Annotated in this window: 21 protein-coding genes; 14 read left to right on the top strand and 7 right to left on the bottom strand. The window is 71.4% G+C overall.

The window, feature by feature from the left end; all coding sequences use genetic code 11:
• Nucleotides 1-124 precede the first annotated feature (124 nt).
• Together K8556_RS12855 and udk are read left to right on the top strand one after the other, a co-directional pair.
• Nucleotides 125-1,771 carry a DUF692 family multinuclear iron-containing protein gene (locus K8556_RS12855; RefSeq protein WP_223740342.1) on the top strand — a complete coding sequence of 549 codons (1,647 nt, stop codon included), beginning with the start codon at nt 125-127 and terminating at the stop codon, nt 1,769-1,771.
• Between the two features lie 68 nt (nt 1,772-1,839).
• Nucleotides 1,840-2,478: a uridine kinase gene (gene udk / locus K8556_RS12850; RefSeq protein ID WP_223740341.1), complete on the top strand. Its 639-nt coding sequence runs from the start codon at nt 1,840-1,842 to the stop codon at nt 2,476-2,478.
• Here udk and K8556_RS12845 read toward each other — a convergent pair whose 3' ends face one another.
• Complete coding sequence (locus K8556_RS12845; RefSeq protein WP_223740340.1) at nt 2,479-3,531, bottom strand: alpha/beta fold hydrolase; 1,053 nt, start codon at nt 3,529-3,531, stop codon at nt 2,479-2,481. It abuts the gene before it with no gap.
• Nucleotides 3,532-3,566: 35 nt separating this feature from the next.
• Here K8556_RS12845 and K8556_RS12840 point away from each other — a divergent pair, with 35 nt between their 5' ends.
• Complete coding sequence (locus tag K8556_RS12840; RefSeq protein ID WP_223740339.1) at nt 3,567-4,496, top strand: hypothetical protein; 930 nt, start codon at nt 3,567-3,569, stop codon at nt 4,494-4,496.
• A gap of 46 nt (nt 4,497-4,542) precedes the next feature.
• Here K8556_RS12840 and K8556_RS12835 read toward each other — a convergent pair whose 3' ends face one another.
• On the bottom strand, nt 4,543-6,738 hold the full coding sequence (locus tag K8556_RS12835) for a PQQ-binding-like beta-propeller repeat protein (RefSeq protein WP_223740338.1): 2,196 nt from the start codon (nt 6,736-6,738) through the stop codon (nt 4,543-4,545).
• A 97-nt stretch (nt 6,739-6,835) separates the two neighbouring features.
• Here K8556_RS12835 and K8556_RS12830 point away from each other — a divergent pair, with 97 nt between their 5' ends.
• Genes K8556_RS12830 through K8556_RS12805 form a run of 6 tightly spaced genes read left to right on the top strand, consistent with a single transcriptional unit; the run spans nt 6,836 to nt 13,704 of the window.
• Nucleotides 6,836-9,166: an HTH domain-containing protein gene (locus K8556_RS12830; protein ID WP_223740337.1), complete on the top strand. Its 2,331-nt coding sequence runs from the start codon at nt 6,836-6,838 to the stop codon at nt 9,164-9,166.
• A 54-nt stretch (nt 9,167-9,220) separates the two neighbouring features.
• The gene (locus K8556_RS12825; RefSeq protein WP_223740336.1) at nt 9,221-10,138 is read left to right on the top strand and encodes a HEAT repeat domain-containing protein; all 918 of its coding nucleotides are present in this window, start codon (nt 9,221-9,223) and stop codon (nt 10,136-10,138) included.
• 3 nt (nt 10,139-10,141) lie between these two features.
• Entirely contained in the window at nt 10,142-10,762 is a 621-nt protein-coding gene (locus K8556_RS12820; protein ID WP_223740335.1) for a hypothetical protein, read from the top strand.
• Between the two features lie 15 nt (nt 10,763-10,777).
• On the top strand, nt 10,778-11,779 hold the full coding sequence (locus tag K8556_RS12815) for a biotin--[acetyl-CoA-carboxylase] ligase (RefSeq protein WP_223740334.1): 1,002 nt from the start codon (nt 10,778-10,780) through the stop codon (nt 11,777-11,779).
• Nucleotides 11,780-11,791: 12 nt separating this feature from the next.
• Nucleotides 11,792-12,562 (top strand): type III pantothenate kinase, encoded by a 771-nt coding sequence (locus K8556_RS12810; protein WP_223740333.1) that lies wholly within the window; start codon nt 11,792-11,794, stop codon nt 12,560-12,562.
• A complete protein-coding gene (locus tag K8556_RS12805) occupies nt 12,559-13,704 on the top strand; it encodes a hypothetical protein (RefSeq protein WP_223740332.1) in 1,146 nt (381 codons plus the stop codon). Before K8556_RS12810 ends, K8556_RS12805 begins: the two co-directional genes overlap by 4 nt.
• A 78-nt stretch (nt 13,705-13,782) precedes the next feature.
• Here the strand turns inward: K8556_RS12805 and K8556_RS12800 are convergent, their stop codons facing one another.
• The 4 genes from K8556_RS12800 to ald form a co-directional block, all read right to left on the bottom strand.
• Nucleotides 13,783-15,552 (bottom strand): response regulator, encoded by a 1,770-nt coding sequence (locus K8556_RS12800; RefSeq protein ID WP_223740331.1) that lies wholly within the window; start codon nt 15,550-15,552, stop codon nt 13,783-13,785.
• Nucleotides 15,553-15,740: 188 nt separating this feature from the next.
• Nucleotides 15,741-16,592: an anti-sigma factor gene (locus K8556_RS12795; protein ID WP_223740330.1), complete on the bottom strand. Its 852-nt coding sequence runs from the start codon at nt 16,590-16,592 to the stop codon at nt 15,741-15,743.
• Nucleotides 16,593-16,643: 51 nt separating this feature from the next.
• Nucleotides 16,644-17,285: a sigma-70 family RNA polymerase sigma factor gene (locus K8556_RS12790; protein ID WP_043323356.1), complete on the bottom strand. Its 642-nt coding sequence runs from the start codon at nt 17,283-17,285 to the stop codon at nt 16,644-16,646.
• 259 nt (nt 17,286-17,544) lie between these two features.
• A complete protein-coding gene (gene ald / locus K8556_RS12785; protein ID WP_206794060.1) occupies nt 17,545-18,672 on the bottom strand; it encodes an alanine dehydrogenase in 1,128 nt (375 codons plus the stop codon).
• Nucleotides 18,673-18,853: 181 nt separating this feature from the next.
• On the opposite strand from ald, the gene K8556_RS12780 reads away from it, so the two are divergent.
• Together K8556_RS12780 and K8556_RS12775 are read left to right on the top strand one after the other, a co-directional pair.
• Nucleotides 18,854-20,164, top strand: a complete 1,311-nt coding sequence (locus K8556_RS12780; protein WP_223740329.1) for a radical SAM protein — start codon at nt 18,854-18,856, stop codon at nt 20,162-20,164.
• 32 nt (nt 20,165-20,196) lie between these two features.
• On the top strand, nt 20,197-20,877 hold the full coding sequence (locus K8556_RS12775; RefSeq protein ID WP_223740328.1) for a hypothetical protein: 681 nt from the start codon (nt 20,197-20,199) through the stop codon (nt 20,875-20,877).
• Between the two features lie 12 nt (nt 20,878-20,889).
• Here K8556_RS12775 and K8556_RS12770 read toward each other — a convergent pair whose 3' ends face one another.
• Nucleotides 20,890-21,765: a response regulator gene (locus K8556_RS12770; protein ID WP_223740327.1), complete on the bottom strand. Its 876-nt coding sequence runs from the start codon at nt 21,763-21,765 to the stop codon at nt 20,890-20,892.
• 180 nt (nt 21,766-21,945) lie between these two features.
• Here K8556_RS12770 and K8556_RS12765 point away from each other — a divergent pair, with 180 nt between their 5' ends.
• Genes K8556_RS12765 through K8556_RS12755 form a run of 3 tightly spaced genes read left to right on the top strand, consistent with a single transcriptional unit; the run spans nt 21,946 to nt 24,112 of the window.
• On the top strand, nt 21,946-22,428 hold the full coding sequence (locus K8556_RS12765) for a chemotaxis protein CheW (RefSeq protein WP_223740326.1): 483 nt from the start codon (nt 21,946-21,948) through the stop codon (nt 22,426-22,428).
• Complete coding sequence (locus K8556_RS12760) at nt 22,425-22,847, top strand: Frizzy aggregation protein FrzB (protein ID WP_223740325.1); 423 nt, start codon at nt 22,425-22,427, stop codon at nt 22,845-22,847. The genes K8556_RS12765 and K8556_RS12760 overlap by 4 nt, the downstream gene beginning before the upstream one ends.
• Nucleotides 22,848-22,852: 5 nt before the next feature.
• Nucleotides 22,853-24,112, top strand: a complete 1,260-nt coding sequence (locus K8556_RS12755; RefSeq protein WP_223740324.1) for a methyl-accepting chemotaxis protein — start codon at nt 22,853-22,855, stop codon at nt 24,110-24,112.
• Nucleotides 24,113-24,151 lie beyond the last annotated feature (39 nt).

Genomic DNA, 24,151 nt, shown 5'->3' with positions numbered 1-24,151 from the left:
GGTGGCGGCGCCTGGCAGGAGTCCGTGCTGACGGAGAAGGGGCGGGGTCTCCTGGACGTGCGCCTGGAGCGGCCGGCCACACAAGGCTAGCGCCACCCGGAGCCGGGCTGGTTAGGGTGTGCCCATGACGCGCCCTGCATCGGATTCGTGGTCACTGCCCTGGATGGGGCTGGGGCTGAGCAGCAACCTGAGCGCCTCGGACGTGCCGCATCCGTACCGGCTGCTCGACGCCTCGCCCGGTCTCTTCGACTTCGTGGAGTACAGCGCGCCCATCGCGCTGGAGGAGGCGAGGGCCCAGGCCACGCTCTTCCCGGAGATGTGGCGCCGCCGCTCGGAGGTGCCGGTCCTCTTCCATCCGGTGCACCTGAACCTGTGGGGGCCGGAGCTGGAGCCCGCGTCGGCGCTCGCGGAGCTGGACGCGCACGCGCGCGCGGTGGGCAGCCCGTGGGTGGGCAACGACGTGGGCTGGTGGCACGCGGGCGGCCAGCCCTTCCCGGGCTACCTCTACGTCACGCCGCCGTTCAACGAAGCGGGCGTGCGGGACAGCGCGGCGCACGCGCTCCACATCCAGGCGGGCTTGAGCGTCCCGCTGGTGATTGAGAACCCCGCCGTGCTCGCCACGCGCGGCGGCCTGCACGCGCTGGACTTCATGGCGAAGCTGCACGCGCGCACGGGCCTGCCGCTGCTCCTGGACCTGGGCCACCTCTTCAGCCACCAGCTCTCCGCGGGCCTGCCCCTGCGCGCGGGCCTGGACGGCTTTCCGTTGGAGCAGGTCGTGGAGCTCCACATCGCGGGCGGCGTGGTGACGCGCAGGGGAGGGCGGTCCTTCTACGTGGATGACCACACGCAGCCCGTGCGCGAGGAGCTGTTCGAGCTGCTGGCGGAGGTGCTCCCGCGCTGCTCGCGCCTGCGCGCCGTCACCTTCGAGGGCGACGGCCATCCGCCGGAGGTGGCGCTCGCGTCGCTGCGGAGGCTGCGCGCGCTCGTCCCGAAGGAGCCCCGCCCCCCCATGTCCCTCCCTGTGTCGCGCGAGCCCGTGCCCGCGCTCACCGGGGACAGCCGCCCGTGGGCGCTGTTCGACGCGGGCCACGGCGTCACCCCGGCCACGGAGGACGAGGACCCCGAGGGCACGCGCGCGGACCGGGACTTCCGCCTGGCGGTGGTGGCGGAGCAGTTGGACAAGGACTGGCCCCTCACGCGCCTGTTGCTCGCGGCGACGCCGGAGGGGCTGGAGTCCTTCACCCGCTCGCGCGAGTACCGGGGCCTCTTCGACGGGCTGGGCAGGTCGCTGTCCCACGCCTTCGCGTCCTGGGCGCGCAAGCGCGTGATGGCCGCGCCATCGGAGGGCGTGGCCGCCGCGCTGTCCCTGGAGATGATGCTGCCGCACGCCTTCCTCCAGGCGCCCGTGGCGCCGGCCCCGGGCCAGGTGGCGCTGGCCGAGGACGTCCGCCTGGGCTCCTTCCCCGCCGACCTGACGGAGCTGGTGTTCGCCGCACGGGCGTTGCGGCGGCACCTCACCGGCCGTGCGTGGGCCTGTGGGGCCCTGGAGGTCTCCGGCCTGGAGGCCCTGGCGCAGGTGGCGGCCCGGCCGGGCCCGGGCCCATGGCGCTTCGCCATCCGCCGCAAGGGGACGGGCTTCGAGGTCCTGACGCTGCCTCCGGAGGTGGCCGCGGGGCTCCAGGGGCTCGCGGACGGGCCGGGTCCGGTGGAGGCCCTGCCTGCATGGCTGGTCGCTGAAGGGCAAGCACGCGGGCTCTTGCGGCGGGCATAAGCAGCGCCACATGTCGGCCGGTCAACGGATCCTTGCGCCCACCTGTCTGGTGGGGTACTGCCCGCCGCATGTCGTCACCCCTCGTCGTTGGCATCGCGGGCGGCACCGCGTCCGGCAAGACCACGGTGGCCCGCAAGGTGCGTGAGGCTCTCGCCGACTGCCGGGTCGCCTTCATTGATCAGGATTCGTACTACCGGGACCTGAAGGACATGTCCCTCGAAGAGCGGCGGGAGGTGAACTTCGACCACCCCGACGCGTTCGACACGGAGCTGCTGGTCAGTCACCTGCGCGCGCTCAGGCAGGGCCAGGCCATCCAGAAGCCCGTCTACGACTTCGTCACTTCAGGCCGTCAGCCGCACACGCAGCGCGTGGACCCCGGGGACATCGTCCTCATCGAGGGCATCCTCGTGCTGCACATGAAGGAGGTGCGCGACGAGATGGACGTGAAGATCTACGTCGACGCGGATGACGACCTGCGCATCCTTCGCCGCCTCACCCGCGACATCAAGGACCGCGGCCGCGACTTCGACCACGTGGTGGGCCAGTACCTGCGCCACGTGCGCCCCATGCACATGGGCTTCGTGGAGCCGTCCAAGCACCACGCGGACATCATCATCCCGCACGGCGGCAACAACGACATCGCCATCGGGATGCTCGTGGGCGCGCTCCGGGCGCGGCTCGCCACGCAGCACCAGTCGCAGCGCTAGCTAGCCGCGCAGCCAGCGCAGGAAGTCCTGCACCGGCCCCTTCAGCCGGTGCGCGTCCGCCAGCAGGGTGCCGTGGTCCCCCGGCCCCTGCAGCTCCACGAATCGCGCCTGCACCCCCGCCGCCGTCAACTGGTGGTAGGTGTCCCGCACGCGGCCCGCGGGCGCCAGCGCGTCCGTCGCGCCCGCGAGCAGCAGCACCCGCGCGCGGATCTTCGGGAACGTCTCCGTCAGGTCGCAGCCCGCGTACGCGGAGCAGAGCAGCGACCACGCGACCGGATCGAACGTGTCCGCGAACGACGCGGCCTCCGCCTCCAGCGCCGCCTGCGCCGCCGCGCTGTCCGGATACGCGCTGCCCAGGTGGTCGCGGCCGTAGAGCAGCTTGAGGTAGTCCATGCGCAGCCGCGCCAGCGTCCGGTTCGGCGCGCGCTCGCGCAGGGGCGGGGTGTCCTCGTTGTCGGGCGCCATGCGCAGCACCTGCGACGTGAGGCCCATCTTCTCGCGCAGCCCCTCCGGCAGCGCCCGCGCCGCGCCCAGCACCACCACGCCGTCCGCCAGCTCCGGGAACAGCGCCGCCAGCCGCAGCGCCACCAGCCCGCCCAGGCCAATGCCCACCAGGGCCTTCACGCGCGTGAGCCCCAGGGCCTTGAGCAGCGCGGACACGCCGCGCGCCATGTCCAGCACGGTGAGCGGCGGCAGCCCCGCGCCCCACGGCGCGCCGGTGTGCGGATCCGGCGTCAGCGGCGACGTGGAGCCGAACGGGCTGCCCAGCAGGTTGGGCACGATGACCGGCGTCACGTCCGGATCCAGCGCCTTGCCGGGGCCGATGAGCTCCCGACCCCAGCCCGAGGGTTGGTACGCACCGTTCACTTCCGTGCTCAACGCCTGGTGGGAATGGGACAGGTCGTGCAGCACCACCACCGCTTTGCCATCCGACGGTTTCCCATAGGCCTGCCAGGCAATCTGGGGGCTTCCCAGCAGGTCCCCTTCCTCCAGCGGAAGGGGCACGGTGAACAGTTGGATTCCCTCGGCCTGGGGCACGATGATGGGGCTCATATCATTGCCTGCCCGTACGCACAGGAGCCTGTCGCTTGAAGCGCTACTTCGGAATCATCATTGTCATCGCCCTGGTGATCGTCGCCGCGGTGGCGAGTCACCGCACCGCCTCCGCGCGGGCCACCGAGGCGGAGCGGGACGCGGACTTCCGCCGCATCCAGTCCGTCTACCTGGAGCGCGTGGGCTGGATGCGCTCCAACCCGGATGAGGCGTCCTACAAGGACGAGCTGAAGTCCTTCTTCAAGGGCTACTTCGACGACCTCGACGCGCACCTGGACCGCTTCGGGGGGAACAAGAAGTTCGACAGCTACCTGGCGGAGCTGGAGCAGCGCTCGGAGTCGGGCGGCGACAAGAAGGACAACCGCGCGGGGGATCGCAAGGCCTTCTACGAGTACGCGCGCAAGCAGTTCGACTCCCTGCGCGAGGGCCGCTACCGCCCGGTGATGTCCGCCACGGACAAGGGCATGCGCCTGGACGTGGTGTCCAACGACGTGGTGATGGTGATGGGCAAGCCGCAGATCCGCCTGCAACTGGTGCTCTGGGGCGCGCAGCGCGTGGAGAAGGACGAGGGCAAGGTGAAGAAGATGGTCACCAGCGCCGCGTTCGACACGGTGTGGAAGCTCACCGACGCGAAGGGCAAGCTGCTGGGCGAGATGCGCGGCGCCGACCCGTCGATGAAGATCGACTACCCCGAGCGCCTCATCGCCGGCTTCCCTCCGCAGATGTTGCTGGGCCACTACGACCTGGACCTGCTGCCCGCGGAGGTGGCGAAGGTGGAGATGACCGTCAACGTCGCCTCGCACGCGGCGTCCGGAGGCAACGCCAACGCCACCTACACGTGGAAGCTGGACGTGCCGTCCGAGTGGAAGCTGGGCGCCAACGAGACGTGGGAGGGCGCCACGCAGGAGGAGCGGCCGGAGGAGGAGATCGACCCGGCCAAGGCCTCCGCCAAGAAGGGCGAGTAGCCCTTCGTTTCAGGTGAAGGGCGAATAGCCCTTCGTTTCAGCTCCGTCACTTCACGACGGCGAAGTGCGACCCCAGCCGGTACGCGGACAGCGTGCCGGCGTCGTCCAGGAAGTACAGGTTGAGGCGCACGTCGGCCTGGAGCGCGACGAGCCCCACCCCCGCGCGCACCTCCGCGAGCACCTGACCGCCGCGAGGATCCACCGCGCGCACCACCTCCCCCGCGACGAGCGTCACGTCGCGGGCGGTGCGCGCCGGCAGCGCGGTGATCAGCGGCTCTCCGGCCGCCCCCAGCCGCCAGTCCACCTGCCCGGACAGCGCCACGCGCGCGGCGGCCCCGGACGCGCTCGTCACCACCACCGCGCGCGGCAGCGGCGCCAGCGCATAGGGCCCGGGGCCCAGGTGCAGCGCGCGCTCCCAGACCTTGCGCCCGCGCGCGTCCAGGCACACCAGGAACCCGTCCTGGTCGCGCATCCCGGCCAGGAGCACCCGCTGGCCCACCGGCAGCGGCGTGGAGGGCAGGAGGAGGTCCGGCTCGAAGGTCCACTGCGCCTCGCCGGTGTGCGCGTCCGCCAGCAGCAGCGCGTGATGCGAGCCGCGCCCCATGAGCGCCAGGAAGCGCCGGCCCCACGCCACCGGGGAGCCATGGAAGGGCAGGGGCGAGCGCAGCCGGTAGCGCACCTGACCGTCCTCCAAATCCAGGCCGTACAGGTAGCCCGAGTCCGTGGACAGGAGCGCCCGGTGCCCCTGCGTGGCCAGCCACCCGCGCTGCGTGCGCGGCGGGGCCAGGCGCCACACCTCGCGGCCCGTGGCCTCCGCGAAGGCCACCGCGGTGCGGTCCTCCGACAGCGTCAGCAGCAGCCCGTCCTGGCGCAGCAGCAGCGGCCCCAGCGGGATGCCGTCATGGTCATGCAGCCACCGCGCGCCCGAGCCCCGGCCGGTGAAGCCGTACACGCGCGTGTCGTCCGCCGCCACCGCGTGGCCATCCGCGGACGCCGCCACGCCCAGCGACGCGGCCCGCCGCCACAGCAGCGCGCCGTCCTTGCGCGAGAACGCGCCCGCCAGCCCCGGCGCGCAGTACACCGGCCCGTGCCGGCCCAGGAGCAGCCGCGCCTCCTCCGGCTCCTCCAGCCCGCGCTGCTCCCAGAGCTTCTCGAAGCGCAGGCGCCGCAGCTTCCCGGGCATCTTCAGCGGACGGGACTCGCCGCGCGCCGGAGGGCTCTTGCGCTCGCGCGCCTCGCCTTCCGCCTCGGGCGGCTTGTGGGCGCCTCGCAGGTGGGACAGCCCCTCGCGGCAGCGCTCCGCCAGCTCCACGAGGTACGGGTTGGAGACCTGGATCCGGTGCGCCTCCGCGAACGCCAGGCCCAGCGCCTCCCCCAACTGGAAGAGGGCGGACAGGAGCGCCTTGGGCTCCAGCTCGAACCACGCGCCGGTGGGCCCCAGCTTCGCCCGCTGCCCGGGCAGGTCCAGCGTCAGGCGGGGGCGCACGCCCGCGGGCTCGAACTCGAAGCGGGCCTCGCCCAGCTCCACGGCCCGCGCCAGCTCCACCGCCTGCCGGGACAGCTCCAGCACCGTGAGGAACGGCGGCCCCGGCGCGCGCCACGCCTGCGGCCGTCCCGGCAGCGCCAGCCACACCTCGCCCGCGCCCAGCAGCGGCGCCAGCGCCCCGGAGGTGCCCCGCGACGGCGCCTCACGGGAGGCGGGGGAGATGTCCTTCAACTCGAAGCCGAACCCCGGGACGGAGACCGGCTCGATCCGCAGCGGGGTGGGGGGGACGGGCGGCTCCTCCGCATGCGGGGCGGCCTTGCCCAGGCCCTGGAGCGCCTCGCCCAGCTTCCGGGCGGCCGTGGCGGACAGGGCCTTGGGCGCGAGCTTCGTCACGTCCTGGAGGAAGCGCTGGCCGCTCTGGCGGGTGGCCTTCGTCAGCTCCTCGGCGTCCACCCGGATGGGCGGGCGCAGCAGGTGGGCGGGCCGGGCGAGGCTGGCCACCGACAGCTCGATGTCCGGCCCGACGCGCCGCAACACGAGCTCCAGGTGCGCCTCCGTCAGCGACACCTGCGCCAGCCTCCGCCGCCCCGCATGCAGGGCCGCCACCGCCTCCACCAGGGAGGGGACGACCTCCGCCAGGGGCTCCTCCACCGCCCCGGACAGCAGGTTCACGCCGTCCAGTTCCAGCGCGATGGAATCGAGCGGGGAGGCTGACGGTTCGCGCTTCCAATGGTGTCCGATGCGGAGACGGGTCATTGACGTTCGTTGACAACCCAGTTTAGCGGTGGCTAGCATCCGCCGCCCATACGGACCTACATTTTTGTAACCGTTCGGAATTCTTGGGGAATACTCGATGACATTTTACGAGGCCGCGCTCCGTGTGCTGGAGAGCGAAGGTCGCCCCCTGCATTTCCTTGAAATCACGGAGAAGTCCATCCAGCTGAGCCTGCTGTCCCACATCGGTAAGACGCCGGAAGTGACGATGCTGTCGCGACTGGCCGCCATGGCGCGACGGACGCGGGATCGCAAGGTGATTGTCACGGCGAAGGATACCTTCGCGCTGACGGACTGGTCGCTCTCCGAGGACGTCGAGGCACTTGCACAGACGGGCGTGATGGAGCCGCATCCGGAGGAGGAGTTGCCTCCGCTGCGGCCCGTGGAGCGTCACCCGGAGCCCCGCACGGACAACGTCCGCGCGTCGGGCCGTGGCACGGAGCGCAAGCGCCGCCGTGACGAGGGCGACGAGGAGCGGGGTGGCCGCCGCAAGCGCTTCCCGCCGCTGCCGGAGGTGGTGTTCGAGATCCTCAGCGAGGCGGACGCCGCGCTGCGCACGGATCAGCTCATCGAGCGCGCCAAGGGCAAGGAGCTGTGCGCGGAGGAGACCACGGTGGAGGCGGTGCTCACCGCCCTGCTGGAGGACAACCAGCGCCGCATCGACGCGGGCCGCCGGCCCCAGTACGCCTTCAACCAGGAGACCGGCGAGGTGTCCCTGGAGCGCGCGGGCGCGCCGAGCGAGGCGCCGCCCCTGGAGCTCCAGGCCGCCTTCGCGCAGGCCCTGGGCATCCCGCTGGAGGGGGGCCGCCCGGTGCTGGGCAAGCCCGCCGCCGCCGGCGAGCCCCTGGTGGACGAGGCCCTCATCACCACCGCGCGCACGGCCCTCAAGGACGCGCGCCGGGCGGTGGCGCGCGGGCTGCGCAAGCGCCTGGGCGACGCGGACGTGGGCACCTTCGAGAAGTCCGTGGTGAAGATGATGCACGGGCTGGGCTTCCGCGAGCTGAAGGTCGCCAAGCGCTCCAAGGAAGGCCCCCTGCTCACCGCGCGCAAGCGCGAGGGCAGCGTGGAGCTGCGCTACGCGGTCCGCATGCTCAAGGGCATGCCGGGCATCGACCGCAAGACGGTGCAGGAGCTGCGGCGCGACCTGGGCCACTACTCGGCGCAGGTGGGCCTGCTGGTGAGCGCGGGCGAGGTGCGCGGCGACGCGCGCTCGGAGGCGCAGGCCTCCGGCTCGCTGGTGATGCTGTGGTGCGGTGACGCCCTGGGGGAGAAGTTCCTGGAAGCGAAGACCGCCGTCACCGTCACCCAGGTGGAGCTGTACGACATCGACGAGCGCTTCTTCGAGGCCGCGAAGCTGGACGCCGAGGAGGCCCAGCGCCGCCGCGAGGAGCGCAAGAGCGAGAAGCAGGCCCGCGAGGAGGGCGGTGGCGAGGTCGAGGTCGCCGCCACCCCCGAGAAGCCGGAGCGCGCGGAGCGTCCCGAGCGGGGCGACCGTCAGGAGCGCTCCGAGCGCCGCCGCGACCGTCAGCGCGAACGTGCCGAGGCCCGCGACGCCGCCCAGTCCGGCGCCGAGGGCGCCGAGGCCAAGGCCTCGCCGGTGGCCCCCGCGCCGCCGGCCGCCGCCGGGTTCACGCCCGCGTCGGAGGAGGACGAGTCCGAGGAGGGCGACGACGAGGGTGAGGACGAGGACCTGGAGGCCGCCAGCGCCTTCGTGGGCGGAGCCAAGGAGGGCGCCGAGGCCGGCACCGCCGAGGGCAGCGCCTCCGAGCGCAAGCGCCGCCGCCGCCGTCGCCGGGGCCGTCGCGGCCGTGGCTCGCGCGGAGCGGAGGGCACGCCCGCGGGTGAGGCCGGCGCTCCCGCCGGTGAGGCCGCGGCCAGCGCGGGTGAGGCCGGCGCCACCACGGTGGCAGCGGTCGCCGCCGGTGAAGGCAACGGCTCCTCGGACGGCATCACGGCCGAGGCCACGGTGGGCATCGGTGAAGGCAACGGCTCCTCGGGCGGCATCATGGCCGAGGCCACGGGGGGCACGGAGTCCTCCGGTGGCCTCGCCGCGCCGTCCCCGGGTGGCAGCGTCACCGGTGAGCCGGTCGCGCTCGCGGGTGAGGCCCTGCCCGTGACGACGGAGGCCCACCCCGCGAACGGGGAGGTCGCCGCGGTGGGCAACGCCTGGCAGGCGGGCGAAGCGGTGCAGGCGCCGCCGGAGTCCGACGAGGCCGCGCGTGCCCGGGCTGAAGCCGCCCGCGCCGCGTCCGACGCGGTGACCCCGGTGGCCGCGCAGGCGCTGCCTCCGGAAGAGGCGCCCGCCGAAGCGGCCTCGCAGCCCGCGGAAGTCCGCGAGGCCCGCGAGGTGCACGAGGCGCCGGTGTCCCCTGGGACGGAGGGTTCGTCCGAGGGCAACAAGGAAGGCTGATCCCCCGCACGGAATCAGGTGCGGTGGACGCGGGAGTGTTAGCCTGTGGGGGCCATGAAGCCGGCCCTGCTGCTAACCTCCTGCGTGCTGTTCTTCGGGGCCTGCCGCTCGCAGGCCCCGCGCCATCCGGTGGCGCCGGTGGAGCTCTCCGGGACCACCCTGCGGGACAACGCCCTGCTGGGCTTCGGCCCGGAGGGCGTGCGGGAGCTGTTCGACGACGCGCTGAAGTCCTCCGGCCGCTTCGAGTGGGTGGCCGACGAGTCCCCCAAGAAGTCCCGCCCCTGGCGGCTGTCGCTGGACGTGCCCTTCACCCGCGAGGTGCTGAAGGACGGCAACCCGCACAGCTTCGCGGAGGTGGGCGCCAACCTGTCCCTGGAGCGCTTCGGCGGCAACACGCCCCAACGCTACGAGGTCGTGGGCCTGGGCGAGGCGGCGGTGGAGGAGGACTCGGCGGAAGGGCGGCGGGCCGCCATGCGCAGCGCGCTGGAGAACGTGCTGCGGCAGGTGACGGAGTCCGCGGTGCTTCAACTCGCCGCGCTGGAGCGCACGGACGAGGCGCTGGTGGCGGACCTCCAGGCGTCCGACTCGCGCATCCGCGAGTTCGCCCTGCGCACGCTGGCCGAGCGCAAGCACCCGGCCGCCGCGCCGCTCCTGATTGAGCGCCTCAAGGACACCAGCGACGCGGAGCAGGTGCGCCGCACCATCGGCGCGCTGGCGGAGATGAAGGCGAAGAGCGCGGTGCCGGCGCTCATCGACCTGGCGCGCGGCAAGGACTCGGGCTTCCTGCAGGAGATCGTCTTCGCGGTGGGCGAGATTGGCGGCCCGGAGGCGGAGGCGTACCTGTACACGGTGGCCCAGGGCCACGACACGCCGTCGGTCCAGGCCGCCGCGCAGCAGGCGCTGGACACGCTCTACGCATCACGCAACCACGCAACCGCGGAGGCGCGTGGCCAGGGCCACGCGGACCCCTAGCGCATGATGAAGCAATCACTGTCGATGGTGGGGGGCCTGGCCCTCCTGGCCTCCACGCTCGTCGGGTCCGGCTGCGCGAAGCGCGTCGAGTCGGACACGCGCCCCTCGCCCGAGTCCATCGCCCAGTACTACCCGCTGGCCGTGGGCAACGCCTGGACGTACCGGATTGACGGGCGCGACGACAAACCCGTCACGGTGGAGATCGTCAAGAAGCAGGACGGCTACTTCGTGGACAACCAGGGCGGCCAGCTCACCGTGGACGCCTTCGGCCTGCGCGACCCCAAGCGCTACCTCCTGCGCGGCCCGCTGGAGGCCGGGCGCGGCTGGAACAACGTCGTGTCCGTGTCCTCCACGGAGCGCTACCAGTTGGTGCAGGTGGGCTTCGCCTGCAAGGTGCCCGCGGGCTCGTTCCCCAACTGCGTGAGCGTGGAGGGCCGCAACAAGGTCGACGCGCAGACCACGCTCGTCAACACGATGACCTTCGCCGCGGGCGTGGGCCTGGTCCGCGTGGACGTGGCCACGGAGCACGACGGCAAGCGCGTGCCGCAGACGGAGCTGGAGCTCATCTCCTACAAGGCCGGCGCCGCCAGCTCCGAGGCCGCGTCCGCTCCCGCCCCGAACTGAAGCGGCCCGCCTCCCGTGGAGACGACGAACGAGCTGACGCAGGACGCGCGCATCCTGAACTTCCTCGCGGAGGGCGGGGAGGGCTTCATCTCCGGTGAGGCGCTGTCCAACCGGCTGGGCCTGTCGCGCACGGCGGTGTGGAAGCACGTGGAGGCCCTGCGGCTGAAGGGCTACCGCATCGAGGCGGTGCCCGCGAAGGGCTACCGGCTGGTGGGCCGGCCGGACCGGATCTCCGGCCTGGAGGTCCACCCGCTGCTCGCCACGCGCGCGGTGGGCCGCGTGCTGCACCACCACGACACCCTCGGCTCCACCAACGCGGCGGCCTTCCGGCTGGCCCAGGACGGCGCCGCCCACGGCACGGTGGTGGTGGCCGAGCAGCAGACCGCCGGCAAGGGGCGCCGGGGCCGCGCCTGGGTGTCGCCGCCGAACCTCAACCTGTACTTCTCCGCCGTCCTGCGCCCGGAGCTGCCCCCGCAGCGCGCGCCGGAGCTGACGCTGGTGGCCGCCGTGGCCCTGGCGGAGACGCTGCGCGACGCGGGCGCGGACGCCGCCATCAAGTGGCCCAACGACGTGCAGATTGGCGGCCGGAAGGTGGCCGGCATCCTCACGGAGCTGTCCGCGGAACCCGAGCGCGTGCACTTCGTCATCGTGGGCGTGGGGGTGAACCTCAACTCCGGGGAGGAGCACTTCCCGGACGAGCTGCGCGCCACGGCCACGTCGCTCTCCCTGGCGCTGGGGCGGCCGGTGGGGCGCGCGGCCTTCACCGCGGCCCTGTGGAACCGGCTGGAGGCCTGGCTGGACACGTACCTGGCCACCGGCTTCGACGCGGTACGCACCCGCTGGAAGGCGCTCTCCAGCACCCTGGGCGTGCCCGTCCGGGTGCGGACGGACCGGGGGGACTGGGAGGGGTTCGCGGAGGACATCGACGCCACGGGCGCCCTGCTGGTGCGCGTGGCGGACGGCCGCGTGGAGCGCGTGCTGGCGGGGGACGTGGAGCAGTTACGTCCCCAGCGCTAGAGTGCGCGCCCGATGCTCCTGGCCATCGACGTCGGCAACACCAACACCGTCCTGGGCGTGTACGAGGGCCGGCGGCTGCTGGACCACTGGCGCCTGGAGACGAGCGCGCGGCGCAGCGCGGACGAGTACGGCATCCTCGTGCGCCAGCTCTTCTCGTGGAGCGGCATCGACGCGAACCTGGTGAAGGCCGTGGCGGTGTCCAGCGTGGTGCCGCCGCTCCAGTTCATCCTGGAGAAGATGAGCGAGCGCTACTTCAAGACGCGCCCCATGTTCGTGGGCCCGGGCGTGAAGACGGGCATGCCCATCCTCTACGACAACCCGCGCGAAGTGGGCGCGGACCGCATCGTCAACGCGGTGGCCGCCTACGAGAAGCACCACCGCGGCCTCATCGTGGTGGACTTCGGCACCGCGACGACGCTGGACGCGGTGACGCCCAAGGGCGAGTACCTGGGCGGCGCCATCTGCCCCGGCATCAACATCTCCATGGAGGCCCTGTTCCAGAACGCCTCCAAGCTCCCCCGCGTCGAGTTCGCGCGCCCGCCGCACGTGGTGGGCCGCAACACCGTGCACTCCATGCAGGCCGGCCTGGTCCACGGCTACGTGAGCCTGGTGGACGGGATGTGCGCGCGGATGGAGGCGGAGATGGGCTTCTCCGCGAAAGTGGTGGCCACCGGGGGCCTGGCCCCGCTGGTGGCCAGTGAATCGAAGGCCATCCAGGAGGTGGATGAGTTCCTCACCCTGGAGGGGCTGCGCATCATCTACGGAAGGAATCACGCGACATGAGCACCGCCGCTGACCCCAGCATTCCGGCCCCGCCCCCGGGCTGCCCCTTCAACTCGGAGTTCCTGCCGCCCAACCTGCGCAAGCACGTGGACCCCAACGCCCCCGTGCCCCTGCGGATGATGGCGGCCAAGTCCCTGGTGCCGCTCAACCCGGCGGACATGCTGGGCGCCCTCTACATGCTCACGTTCGACCCGGACGCGAACGTGCGCGAGACGGCCGCCAAGACGTCCGCGAACCTGCCGGACCGCATCCTGGGCTCCGCGCTGCGCGACGAGGGCGTGCAGCCGCCCGTGCTGGGCTACTTCCTGGGCCTGCTCAAGGACAAGGAAGCCTACGCGGAGATGCTCGTCCTCAACTCGGAGACGCCGGACGACGCCGTGGCCAGCGTGGCCGGCACGTGCAGCCCGAAGGTGGCGGAGATCATCTCCCAGAACCAACTGCGCCTGCTGCGCAACGAGGACATCATCCGCGGCCTGTGCGCCAACCCCGGCGTCCCGGCGTCGCTGGTGGACAGCGTCTGCGACTTCGCGGTCCGCAGCGGCCTGGTGCTGGCGGACGTGCCCGCGATGCAGGCCGCGCGCGTGCGCATCTACGGCCCGCAGGCCGCCGCCGCGCCGCCGGACCCCGGCCCCACCGCGGAGGAGGTGCTCCAGGAGCTGGGCACGGCGGCGCAGGCCGAGGACGCCGCCCCCATGGAGGAGGGCAAGCGCCTGACGCTCGCGCAGCGCATCATGAAGATGTCCATCGCGGAGAAGATCAAGCTGGGCACGCTGGGCAACAAGGAGGCCCGCTCCGCCCTCATCCGCGACACCAACAAGCTCGTCTGCGTGGCCGTCATCCGCAGCCCCCGCATCACGGACGGCGAGGTGCTCGCGTGCGCCGCGAACCGCGCCGTCAACGAGGACGTGCTGCGCGTCATCTACAACAACCGCGAGTGGACGAAGATGCAGAAGGTGAAGCTCGCGCTGGTGAAGAACCCCAAGGTGCCGCTCACCGTCACCATGAAGTTCCTCAACACGCTGCGCGACGCGGAGCTCAAGGAGCTCTCCCGCGACAAGAACGTGCCCGCCGCCGTGCAGTCCTTCGCCAAGAAGCTGCACGAGAAGAAGACGGCCCCCAAGCAGGCGCCCGGCGGCAAGTAGTCCGGAGCGCTGACGGCGGGGGAGGGCGGTTCGGCCCGCGCCTTCCCCCGGGGCGCCGTCAGGCGGTACCGCGGTGCTTCAGGCCGCGGCTTCCTCGTCGGCGTCGTCGCCCACGGCGGTGCCCGGCTCGTCCAGCAACTGCTGCGCGATGGCCAGCGCCTTCTTCGTCTTCTCGCGCAGCTTCTCGTCGCCCTTGATGCGCGCGTAGAGCTTCGTCACGCGCTCCTCGTTGCGCACCGCCGCCTGCTCCAGCTCGGTGATGCGCGCGCGCAGGCCGTCCGCCTCGGAGGCCGCCTGGGCGCTCTGGTTGGAGAGGTCCGCCTGGGCCTGCTCCAACTGGCCGCGCAGCCCCTCCAGCTCGCCCTGCGCCGCCTCCACCTGCGAGCGCAGCCCCTCGGCCTCATCGCGCGCCGCCTGGAGGTCCGCGTCCTGCTGGGCCACCTGGGCGCGCAAGGAGTCCACCTCACCCTGGAGGGCCTGGGCCTGGGCCTGGTGCTGATCCAGCTCCGCCTGGAGCGTGCCCAGCTTCGCGGTGGCGCCGCGCGCCTCCTCCTTCGCGGTGGCGAGCTGCTGGTCCACGCGCTTGCGCTCGGAGGTGAGCTGCTCGGTGCGCGTGGTGAGCGTCTTGATCTGCGCGTCGCGGCGGTTCAGCTCCTCGTCGGAGGTGGAGGCCTTCTGCTCCAGCTCCAGGTGCTGATCCTTCAGCTCGATGATCTCCTGGTCCTTCTGGTTCAGCTCCGACTTGAGGCGCAGGATCTCCTTGTCGCGCTTGTTGACGGTGTCACGCAGCGCGAAGGTGTCCTTGTCGCTCTTGCCGGCGGTGGAGCGGGACGCCTCCAGCTCCGTGGCCTTCGCCTGGAGCTCGGACTCCAGCGACTGCACGCGCTCCTCGACCTGCGTCGTCTCCGCGCGCGAGTCCTCCAGCGCGCTCGTCAGCTCCGCCACCTTCGCGCGCAGGTTGCGCACCTCCGCCAGGTCCGCGGCGGACGGGCCCGGGGCGGCGGCCGGCGTCACCGGAGCGGCGACGGCGCGGGCCGGGGCGGGCGGCGGCACCGCGCGCAGCGGCGTGGGGGCGGCGCGCGTGGGCGGCGGGGTGGGGGCGGCGGCGACGGGCTCCGGCTCCACCGGCGGCATGAAGCCGACGACGGTCTTCTCCTCCGGCTCGTCCAGGCCGCCCAGCATGTCCAGCGAGTCGTCGTTGTCCGGCCCCAGCGAGTCGAGCGCGGAGATCTCCTCCAGGCCGGACGGGGACTCCAGCTCCTCCGGCGGCGCGACGACGGGCTCCTCGGGCGTGCCCGTGACGGGCTCGGACATGTCGCTGAAGGCGTCGTCGAGCATGTCCAGGTCTTCCCCGGCCACCGCGGGCTCCTCGCCCGTGTCGACGGCGATCTCCTCCGAGCCGAAGTCCGTCGCGGGCTCCTCGCCCAGCGAGTCCAGCGTGAGGCTCTCGTCCACCACCTCGTTGCTGACGGGCGGCTCCGGGAAGCCGATGACGCCGCCCACGCGGTCGATGAGGACGTCCGCGTCCACCGGCTTCGCCACGTACTCGTCCGCGCGCGCCTTCAGCTTGCCGTGCGCCGCGAAGCCGTCCGGGTTGCCGATGATGACGATGGGCACCGTCTTCAGCTCGTCGTCCTTCTTCAGCTTGCCGCAGATGAGGTAGCCGTTCTGTCCCGCGGACAGGTCCACCGCCAGCACCACGAGGTCCGGACGCTCACGGCGGATCAGCTCCACGCTGCCCTTGCCGTCGCCCGTCGTCTGCGCGGAGAAGCCTCGCGACTCCAGGGCCTGCTGCAGCGTGGTGGCGAGGGTGGCGTCGCTTTCGACGATCAGGATTCGCTTGGACATGAAGGGACGGCCATCCTGGGGGTGCGGCGCGCGGTGTGACACCGCGAGGAACAGCAGCGGCGGCGCGCGAGAGTGAAGACGCCGTCGAGGCTATCGGCCATGCCTGGGACCGTCAATCTTCACACCGGGCGCAACGCCCGGTATTCAGTTGAGCAGGCGACCACCCGAGCCCCCGCTTCATGGGGGCTTCAGGGCTGTAGCGACACGGGCTGCACGCTCACCGCGGGCTTCACCTGCGCGGGGCGCACGAGCCCGTTGGAGCGGTGCTCCTGATCCCGCAGCATCTGCAGGATGGCGGCGTCATCCAGGTCCGTCACCAGCTCGTAGGTGACGTCCTGATCCCGCCACGTCACCACGTTGTACGCCTGGCTCGAGTCCACGGCGACGTTCTCCACCGTGGGGCCCTCGTCCTTGATCACCCGCTGGCCCGTGGCCGGGTACACGAACACGCCGATGTTGCGCTTGGGCTCGTTGGTGAGGCGGGGCTGCGTCTCGTAGCTGACGTAGACGACCTCCTGGCCGTTGAGCGTGGAGAAGCGCGCGCCCACGGGCCGCGCCTGCTGCAGGCGGGGCAGGGTGATGCGGTGCTCCACCTTGTCGTTGAACCACGCTTCAATCTGCTCCGGCGTGCCCGCGACGAACTCCAGGGGGCGCTGGCGCGTGTGGCGCTGCACGGCCTCCAGGATGGTGGCCTTCTGCGCCTTGCCGGACTGGTACATCATCCAGCCGCCGCTCACCGTCACCACCACCAGGGCCATGGCCCCGGCGCGCAGCCACTGGCTCACCTGCGCGCGGCGGTGCTCGCGGTGCAGGCCGGACTGGATGCCCGCGCGCAGCGACGCCGGCGCGCGCGTGCCCTGGGCGGAGATGGAGTGCTTCGCCGCGCGGCGAAGCGTCTGACGCAGTTGCATCTCCTCGTCCACCCGCGCGACGCACGCGGCGCAGCCTTCGAGATGCGACTCCACGTCGTGGCGTTCCTCGGGCTGGAATTCGCCGTCGAGGTACGGATACAGCAACCGCTCGAGTTCCTGGCAGGTCATGGGCGCTCGATGAGGTGGGCGGAGGGAGGACGACGCCCCTCCAACCTCTTTCTAGCCTGCCTTCTTCCGGCGCCGGAACTCTTCCAGATCCGCGGGGGCCTGGACCGGCTCACCGTCGTGCCGGAAGACGCCCTGACCCTCGGCGTACTCGCGCAGCGTCTTCTGCAGGAGCTTGCGGCCGCGGAACAGGCGGCTCATCACCGTGCCCACGGGGCACTCCAGAATCTCCGCGATCTCCTTGTAGGAGAACTCCTGGAGGTCCGCGAGGATGACCACCAGCCGGAAGTCGATGGGCAGCGAGTCGATGGCGCGCAGCACGTCGTCCGACAGGAGCCGGTCGAAGAAGTACTGCTCCGGGTTGGCCGCGAAGTCCGTCGCGTCCCGGCTCACGAAGCGCTCATGCACCGCCTCGCGCTCCACGCCCTCCACCACCGTGCGCTCCTTCACCTTGCGGCGGTAGCGGTTGATGAAGGTGTTCGTGAGGATCTTGAAGAGCCAGGCCTTGATGTTGGTGCCGCGCTCGAACTTGTCGAAGAAGCGGTAGGCCCGCATGCAGGTGTCCTGCACCAGGTCCTCGGCGTCGCGCTCGTTCTTGGTCAACCGGAGCGCCGCCGAATAGAGCGGGTCCAGGTGCGCCAGCGCCAGCTCTTCGAATTCCTGCTTCGTCCGGTTGGGTTGCCTGAAGTCCAGCATCATGCTCCCGCCTTCCAGGGGCCCGAAATGATTGGGGAATGCGTCGCCTGCCTAACGGTCAATCTATGCACCGGAACAGACGGGTCAACAACGCTTTCCCCTGCCACGCCGCCCGCATGCCCGCTTCTGGAGTGCGGAGACGCCCGGCGGGATCATTTATTCCTCAGGGTGGGAACCGGATGGGACACCCGTACAAAGGTCCCATCCAGGCAACCGGCCAGCACATGGCTGGCCGGCCGTGGAGCAGGCAACCGCTACATCACTTCTTGCCGCTGAGTGCGTCCATCAGGGGCACATAGTCGTACCCCATGTCCTTGGCCACGGCCTCGTAGGTGATGTGGCCGTTGTAGGTGTTGATGGCGCGCTGGAGGGCGCGGTCCGACTTCACGGCCTCCACCAGGCCCAGGTCCGCGATCTTCCGCGAGTAGGGGCGGGTGGTGTTGGTGAGCGCGAAGGTGGACGTCTGGGGCACCGCGCCGGGCATGTTCGCCACGCAGTAGTGGACGACGTCGCTCACGGTGAAGGTGGGGTTGTCGTGCGTGGTGGGCTTGCAGGTCTCGATGCAGCCGCCCTGGTCCACCGCCACGTCGACGACGACGGAGCCGGGCTCCATCTCACCGATCAGCTCGCGCGACACCAGCTTCGGGGCCTTGCCGCCGGGGATGAGCACGCCGCCGATGACGAGGTCCGACTCGCGCACGGTGCGCGCGATGGACTCCGTGTCCGACGCCAGCGTCTGCGCGCGGCCGAGGAACACGTCGTCCAGGTAGGTGAGGCGCTCCAGGTTCACGTCCAGGATGGTCACTTCCGCGCCCATGCCGACGGCGACCTTGGCGGCGCACAGGCCCACCACGCCACCACCGATGACGGCCACGCGGCCGCGGCGCACGCCGGGCACGCCGCCCAGCAGGATGCCCTTGCCACCGTGGGCCTTCTCCAGGCACGCGGCGCCCACCTGGATGGCCATCTTGCCGGCCACCTCGGACATGGGCTTGAGCAGCGGGAGGCTGCCGTCGTCCAACTGGAGCGTCTCGTAGGCGACCGCGGTCACCTTCTTCTTGATGAGCGTCTTGGTGAGCTCCGGATCCACGCCGGCCAGGTGGAAGTACGTGTAGACGATCTGCCCGGGCTGCATGCGCTCGTACTCCGGCGCGATGGGCTCCTTCACCTTCACGATCATCTCCGAGCGCTTCCACACCTCATCCGCGCTGGTGATGATCTGCGCGCCGACGCGCTGGTACTCCGAATCCGGGATGCCGGAGCCGACGCCAGCGTTCGTCTCGACCAGCACCGTGTGCCCCGCCATGGTGAGCGCGCGCACGCCCGCAGGCACCATGCCGACACGGTACTCGCGGGTTTTGATCTCCTTGGGGACTCCGACGATCACGACTGCCTCCGACGAATGGGGGACTGCCTGGAAAACGTGGCGGACCCATAGACCAGGGCATGAGCGCTTTCAAGGCGCGCTCCGACGCGGAAACGGGCCGCCTGTGATGGGCGTCATTCATCCATCCATATGACGCGAGGCGTTGGACGCAGGGCGGCCCACCCGTGTTAGTTAACAGTGCATGACGCACGCGCCGAAACTGCTCTTCGCGGACCCCAAGGGCCGGGTCATGGAGCATCCCTACCTCATCGCCACGCTGCGCAGCGGCGAGGAGCTGGTGCCCCCGCAGGACAAGCCCATCGCCCTGCCAGCGGCCGGGCGCCTGGTGCACCTGCCTGGCCGCCTGCCCGTGGGCCTCAACCCGGACTCCGGCGAGCTGGAGCTGGTCCGCGAGATGAAGGTGGGGGGCAAGACCTTCGTGCCCAACGCGGTGGGCGCGCTCCTGCCCCCCGGCTACACGCGCACGTTCCTTCCCGGCGAGGTGAAGGGCAGCGGGCCGGTGCTGCCGCAGTGGGCGTACACGGCGGCGGCGTGGGGAGAGAAGGGGCCGCTCGCGTGGGCCATCCACACGGACCGGCGCTCGCACTGGGAGCCGGAGGCGTACTCCACGCCGGAGCTCAAGGGCCTGGTGTCCGCGCACATGGAGCGCTTCCCGGACAGCCGCGTGCTCAAGCAGTTGAAGACGTGCGCGCTGCTCTACCGGTGCTTCACGTCGCAGAACATCTTCTACGCGCGCGACGAGGGCGCCATCCCCGCGTCGGTGATGTGCAACGCGCGCTGCGTGGGCTGCATCTCGGATCAGCCCGCGGACGGCCCGCCGGCCTCGCATGAGCGCATGGATGACGGCCCCTCCGCGGAGGAGATGGCGGCCATCGGCCTGTACCACCTGGAGCACGCGCCGGGCCGCACCATGGTCAGCTTCGGCCAGGGCTGTGAAGGCGAGCCGCTCACGCGCTGGAAGTTCATCGCGGAGTCCATCCGCCTGATGCGCGCGAAGACGGACAAGGGCTCCATCAACATCAACACCAACGCCAGCCTCACGCACGGGCTGAAGGCCCTGCTGGACGCGGGGCTGGACGCCGTGCGCGTGTCGCTCAACTCCGCGTCCAAGGGGCTCTACGAGGCCTACTACAAGCCGGTGAAGTACGGCTGGGAGGACGTGGAGGCGTCCATCGCGCTGGCGCGCGAGCGGGGCGCGTACCTGGCGCTCAACCTGCTCCTGTTCCCCGGCGTCACCGACCGCGAGGGAGAGGTGCGGGCGCTGGAGGACCTGGTGCGCAAGTACCGCGTGGATCAGGTGCAGACGCGCTCCCTGTGCATTGATCCGCTCCAGTACCTGGAGGTCGCGCGCGGCGTGGGCGCGGGCGGCGAGCCGGTGGGCATCCGCACGCTGCTCCAGCGGCTGAAGGCGGCGCGGCCGGGGCTGATCATCGGCAACTTCGCGCGCGGCCTGGACGAGCGGGAGAACGCCGCGGGCGCGCCGGAGGTTTGACCGTCCGGGAGGGAAGGGCTACGCAGGAAGGCATGTCCGCTTCCCTCCGTTCCGCGTTCCGCCTCGCCGTCTTCTGTCTCTCCTCCGGCGCCGTCCTCGGCGCGTGCAGCAAGGCGCCCGAGGAGCCGGAGTTCGACCACGGCCTGAAGAAGCCGCTCGTGCGCAAGCTGCGCGAGGAGCTGGCGGAGACGCCGTGCGACAAGGCGAAGGCGCAGCAACTGGCGCAGCTCCTGCTGGACACCGGCGACCTGAAGGGCCTCACCCGCGTGACGGACGCGTTCGGTGAGAAGTGCGGCCCCAACATCGTCCTGCTCCAATTGGCGTACACGGCCAACGCGCGCGCCGGGGAGAAGGAGCTGGCGCTGAAGTCCGCCACCGCGCTGGTGACGGCGCAGCCGGACAACGCCAGCTACCACGTGTGGCGCGGCCTCTCGCTGGAGGCCCTGGCGCGCACGGAGGAGGCGGCGGCGGACTTCCAGAAGGCCTTCGACCTGCAGCCCGGCCAGCGCCCCATCCTCAACGCGCTGGTGAAGACCTACGACGCGCTGGGCAAGCCCTGCGAGGCGCTGGCCGCGTACCAGCGCTTCGTGGAGAACGCGAAGCCCTCCGAGGCGAAGTCCGCGGAGGTGCAGGGACAGTTGCAGGAGCGCGCCGCCAGGACGAGCTGCCCGGCCCGGGAGACCGTGACGCCCGAGGCGTCGGCGAAGCCCTGAAGCGCGCGGTGACTACTCGGCGCCAGGGGGCATCAGCTCCTTGGCGACGAGGTTGCCCATCACGGCGTCCTTGGGGATGTAGCCGTCCGCGCCGGCCTCGCGGCAGATGCGCTGGAGCTCCTCGACGTTCTCACCGGAGCACAGCAGCACCTTGATGCCCTTGAAGAGGCTGTTGCTCTTGATGAAGCGGCAGAACTGTTCGCCGTTCACGTTGGGCATGCGCACGTCCAGCAGCACCAGGTCCGGGCGCGTCTGCTTCTTCAGGATGATCTTCGTGGCCTTGTCCGCGGTGTCCGCGACGTGGACCTCGAAGCCCTTGGACACCAGGTCCGCTTCGATGATCCGCGCCGTCATCTCACTGTCGTCCACGATGAGGATGCGCGGCTTGCGCCCCCCGGCGGCCATCGGGGCCTTGGGGAGTCCGCCGGAACCCGTGGCGGGGGCGGCCGGAGCCGCGGCGGGGGCCGGGGTGGCGGGCGCGGCGGCCGGGGCGGGGGAGGGGACCGCGGCGGGGATGTTCAGCGCCGGGGCGCCGATGAGGCCCATCACGCCCCCCAGCACGCCCTCCAGGCCTCCGCTCTTGAGGATGTAGCCGTCCGCGCCGGAGTTCTTCACCTTCGCCTCCAGCTCCTGCTCCGAGATGTCGGAGTAGAGGACGAGCTTGGAGGTGACGCCCTTCTGGGTGCGGAGGTACTCGACGACGTCGTCGCCGAACATCTCCGGCATGTTCACGTCCATGAGGATGAGCGCGAACGGGCCCTCGGTGAGCTTCTGGTTGAGCGTAGCCAGGTCCTGCGCGCCACTGGCGTCGTAGCCGGCGGCCGTCAGGGCCCGGACGGTAAGCTCCAGAAGCATCGGGCTGTCGTCAATGACCAGTACGCGGGACATCGTCCTCCTCAGGGGCTTCCAGCGCACAACCCTACACCTTTGGGTCACGCTGGACCATCGAAACGGAGAGCAGGCGGCCGGTCCGGCACCGGACGATGGACCCTTGACCCTCTTTATCCCGGTCTCGGATACTTCACTGCCTTGACCCCGAACTCCTCCCCCCTCCAACGCGCCTTGCGCATGGCGCCAGACCGTACGGTGGCCGCCCAGGCCCGGCCGGAGCAGGAATTCTTCTGCTTCCGCGTGGGCGAGCTGCGCTTCGGCGTCCCCAGTGAGAACGTGCTCGAGGTGCTGCGCGCCGGGCTGCTCACGCCGCTGCCGCGCACGCCGTCCTTCATCCTGGGCGTCACCGGCCACCGCGGGCAGGTGCTGCCGGTGGTGGACCTGCTGCGCTTCCTCAGCAAGGGCGAGGCGCGCATCGGTCCGCGCACCCGCATCTTCGTGGGCGTCAGCGGCAGCTACGTGTCCGGCGTGGTGGCGGACACCGTGCTCGGCCTGCGCCGCGTCCCCGTGGCGGACATCCTGCCGCCGCCCCTGGGCGGGGATCAGGCCGCGGAGCACCTGCTGGGCGTGGTGCAGGGCTCCGGGCCGGCGGATGGCCTCAACCTGCTCAACTTCTCCAAGCTGCTGCAGACGGCCCGTCAGCGCGCGGTGGTGCGATGAGCGGCAACGTCCTGCTGGATGACGAGGTCCCCGGACTGGACGCGGATGCGGACCGGGTCCTGGGGGAGGTGGACATCCTCTTCTTCCAGATCGGTGATTCGGAGTACGGCACGGACGCGTCGTCCGTGCTGCGCATCGACCGGGCGCTCCCGGACGACCTGACCGTGCGCGACCTGGGCCTGCCCCACAAGGGGCACCGGGCGCTCGTGTTCGACACCCCCGAGGGCGAGGGCCACCTGAAGGTGGACGCCGTCAACGGGGTGCGCTCCATCCCGCTCGCGGGGCTGCGCCGCATGCCGGCCGCCGCCGCGGCGGCTTCGTATGCGGTGGGCGTCTGCCTCGCCCTGGATGAAGAGGCCGGCCGTCCCGTGTTGCTCATTGATTTGGCGGAAACCTTGAAGACGCAAGGAAGGCACTGACACACATGTCCCTGGAGAGCCCCAACGAGAAGCCCGCGAAGTCCCGCGGCGCGAGGAAGTCCCCGGGCGTGAAGGCCGGCGCGGAGTCCGCAATCGCCAACACGGTGGCGGATCCGCTCAAGCCCTTCACCGACACGCTGATGGCGGTGCTGTCCGGCAACCTGAACGCGCGCGTGCCGCAGGACCGCGTGCAGGCGGACCCCACCGGCTTCGGCCACCTGCTCAACCAGGTGCTGGAGCAGTTCTCCTCCGCCGAGCACCGCAAGCAGGTGGCGGCCCAGGAGATCGATCAGGCGCTCGACTCGCTCATCATCCTGGTGCGCGAGGGCGACCTGTCGCGCTGGAACACGTCCACGGAGGACCCCCAGCTCGGGCCCCTGCTGGAGGGCTTCGGCAAGGTCATCGAGACGCTGCGCATCTTCGTGCGGGAGATCAACGAGGCCGCGCTGCGGCTGTCGTCCTCCGCCAACCAGGTGCTGGCGGCGTCCACGCAGCACGAGACGTCCTCCACCGAGCAGGCCGCGGCCATCCACGAGACGACCGCGACCATGGAGGAGCTGAAGCACGCGTCCGCGCAGATCGCGGAGAACGCGGGCAGCGTGGCGCGCGTGGCGGAGGAGACGCTGGGCGCGGCCCGCGCGGGCCGTGGCGCCATTGGCGAGTTCATCCAGGCCATGCAGCAGATCCGCAGCGACGGCGTCGCGGTGGCGGACTCCATCTCCAAGCTGTCCAAGCGCGTGGAGCGCATCGGCACGGTGGTGGAGGTGATCGACGAGATCGCGGACCGCTCCGACCTGCTGGCGCTCAACGCGGCGCTGGAAGGCAGCCGCGCGGGCGAGGCGGGCAAGGGCTTCTCCATCGTCGCGGCGGAGATGCGCCGGCTGGCGGAGAACGTCCTGGAGTCCACCAAGGAGATCAAGAACCTGATCACGGAGATCCGCGAGGCCACGCAGGCCGCCGCGGGCGCCGCGGACGCGTCCAAGCACGCCACGGAGTCCGGCGAGAAGCTGGGCGCGGTGGCGGCGCAGGCCGTGGAGGGCATCCTCGCCGGCGTGCAGGAGACGAGCGACGCGGCGCGGGTCATCAACCTGGCGACCCAGCAGCAGCGCACGGCCACCGAGCAGGTGGTGGCGTCCATGGCGGAGATCGAGGATGTGACGCGCCAGACGACGCAGGCGTCGAAGCAGGCCACCGGGGCGGCCGCGGAGCTCACCCAGCTCGCGGGCCGGCTCGCGGAGCTCATCAAGCGGTTCAAGGCCGACTAGGCGTTCTCCTGAGGGGAGAAATGGGTCGAGGGGCGCGCA

The organism is Corallococcus sp. AS-1-12, from assembly GCF_020036995.1.
Taxonomy (GTDB): domain Bacteria; phylum Myxococcota; class Myxococcia; order Myxococcales; family Myxococcaceae; genus Corallococcus.
The sequence above is the reverse complement of the archived record's forward strand: the minus strand, read 5'-3'. Positions and strand labels throughout refer to the sequence as shown.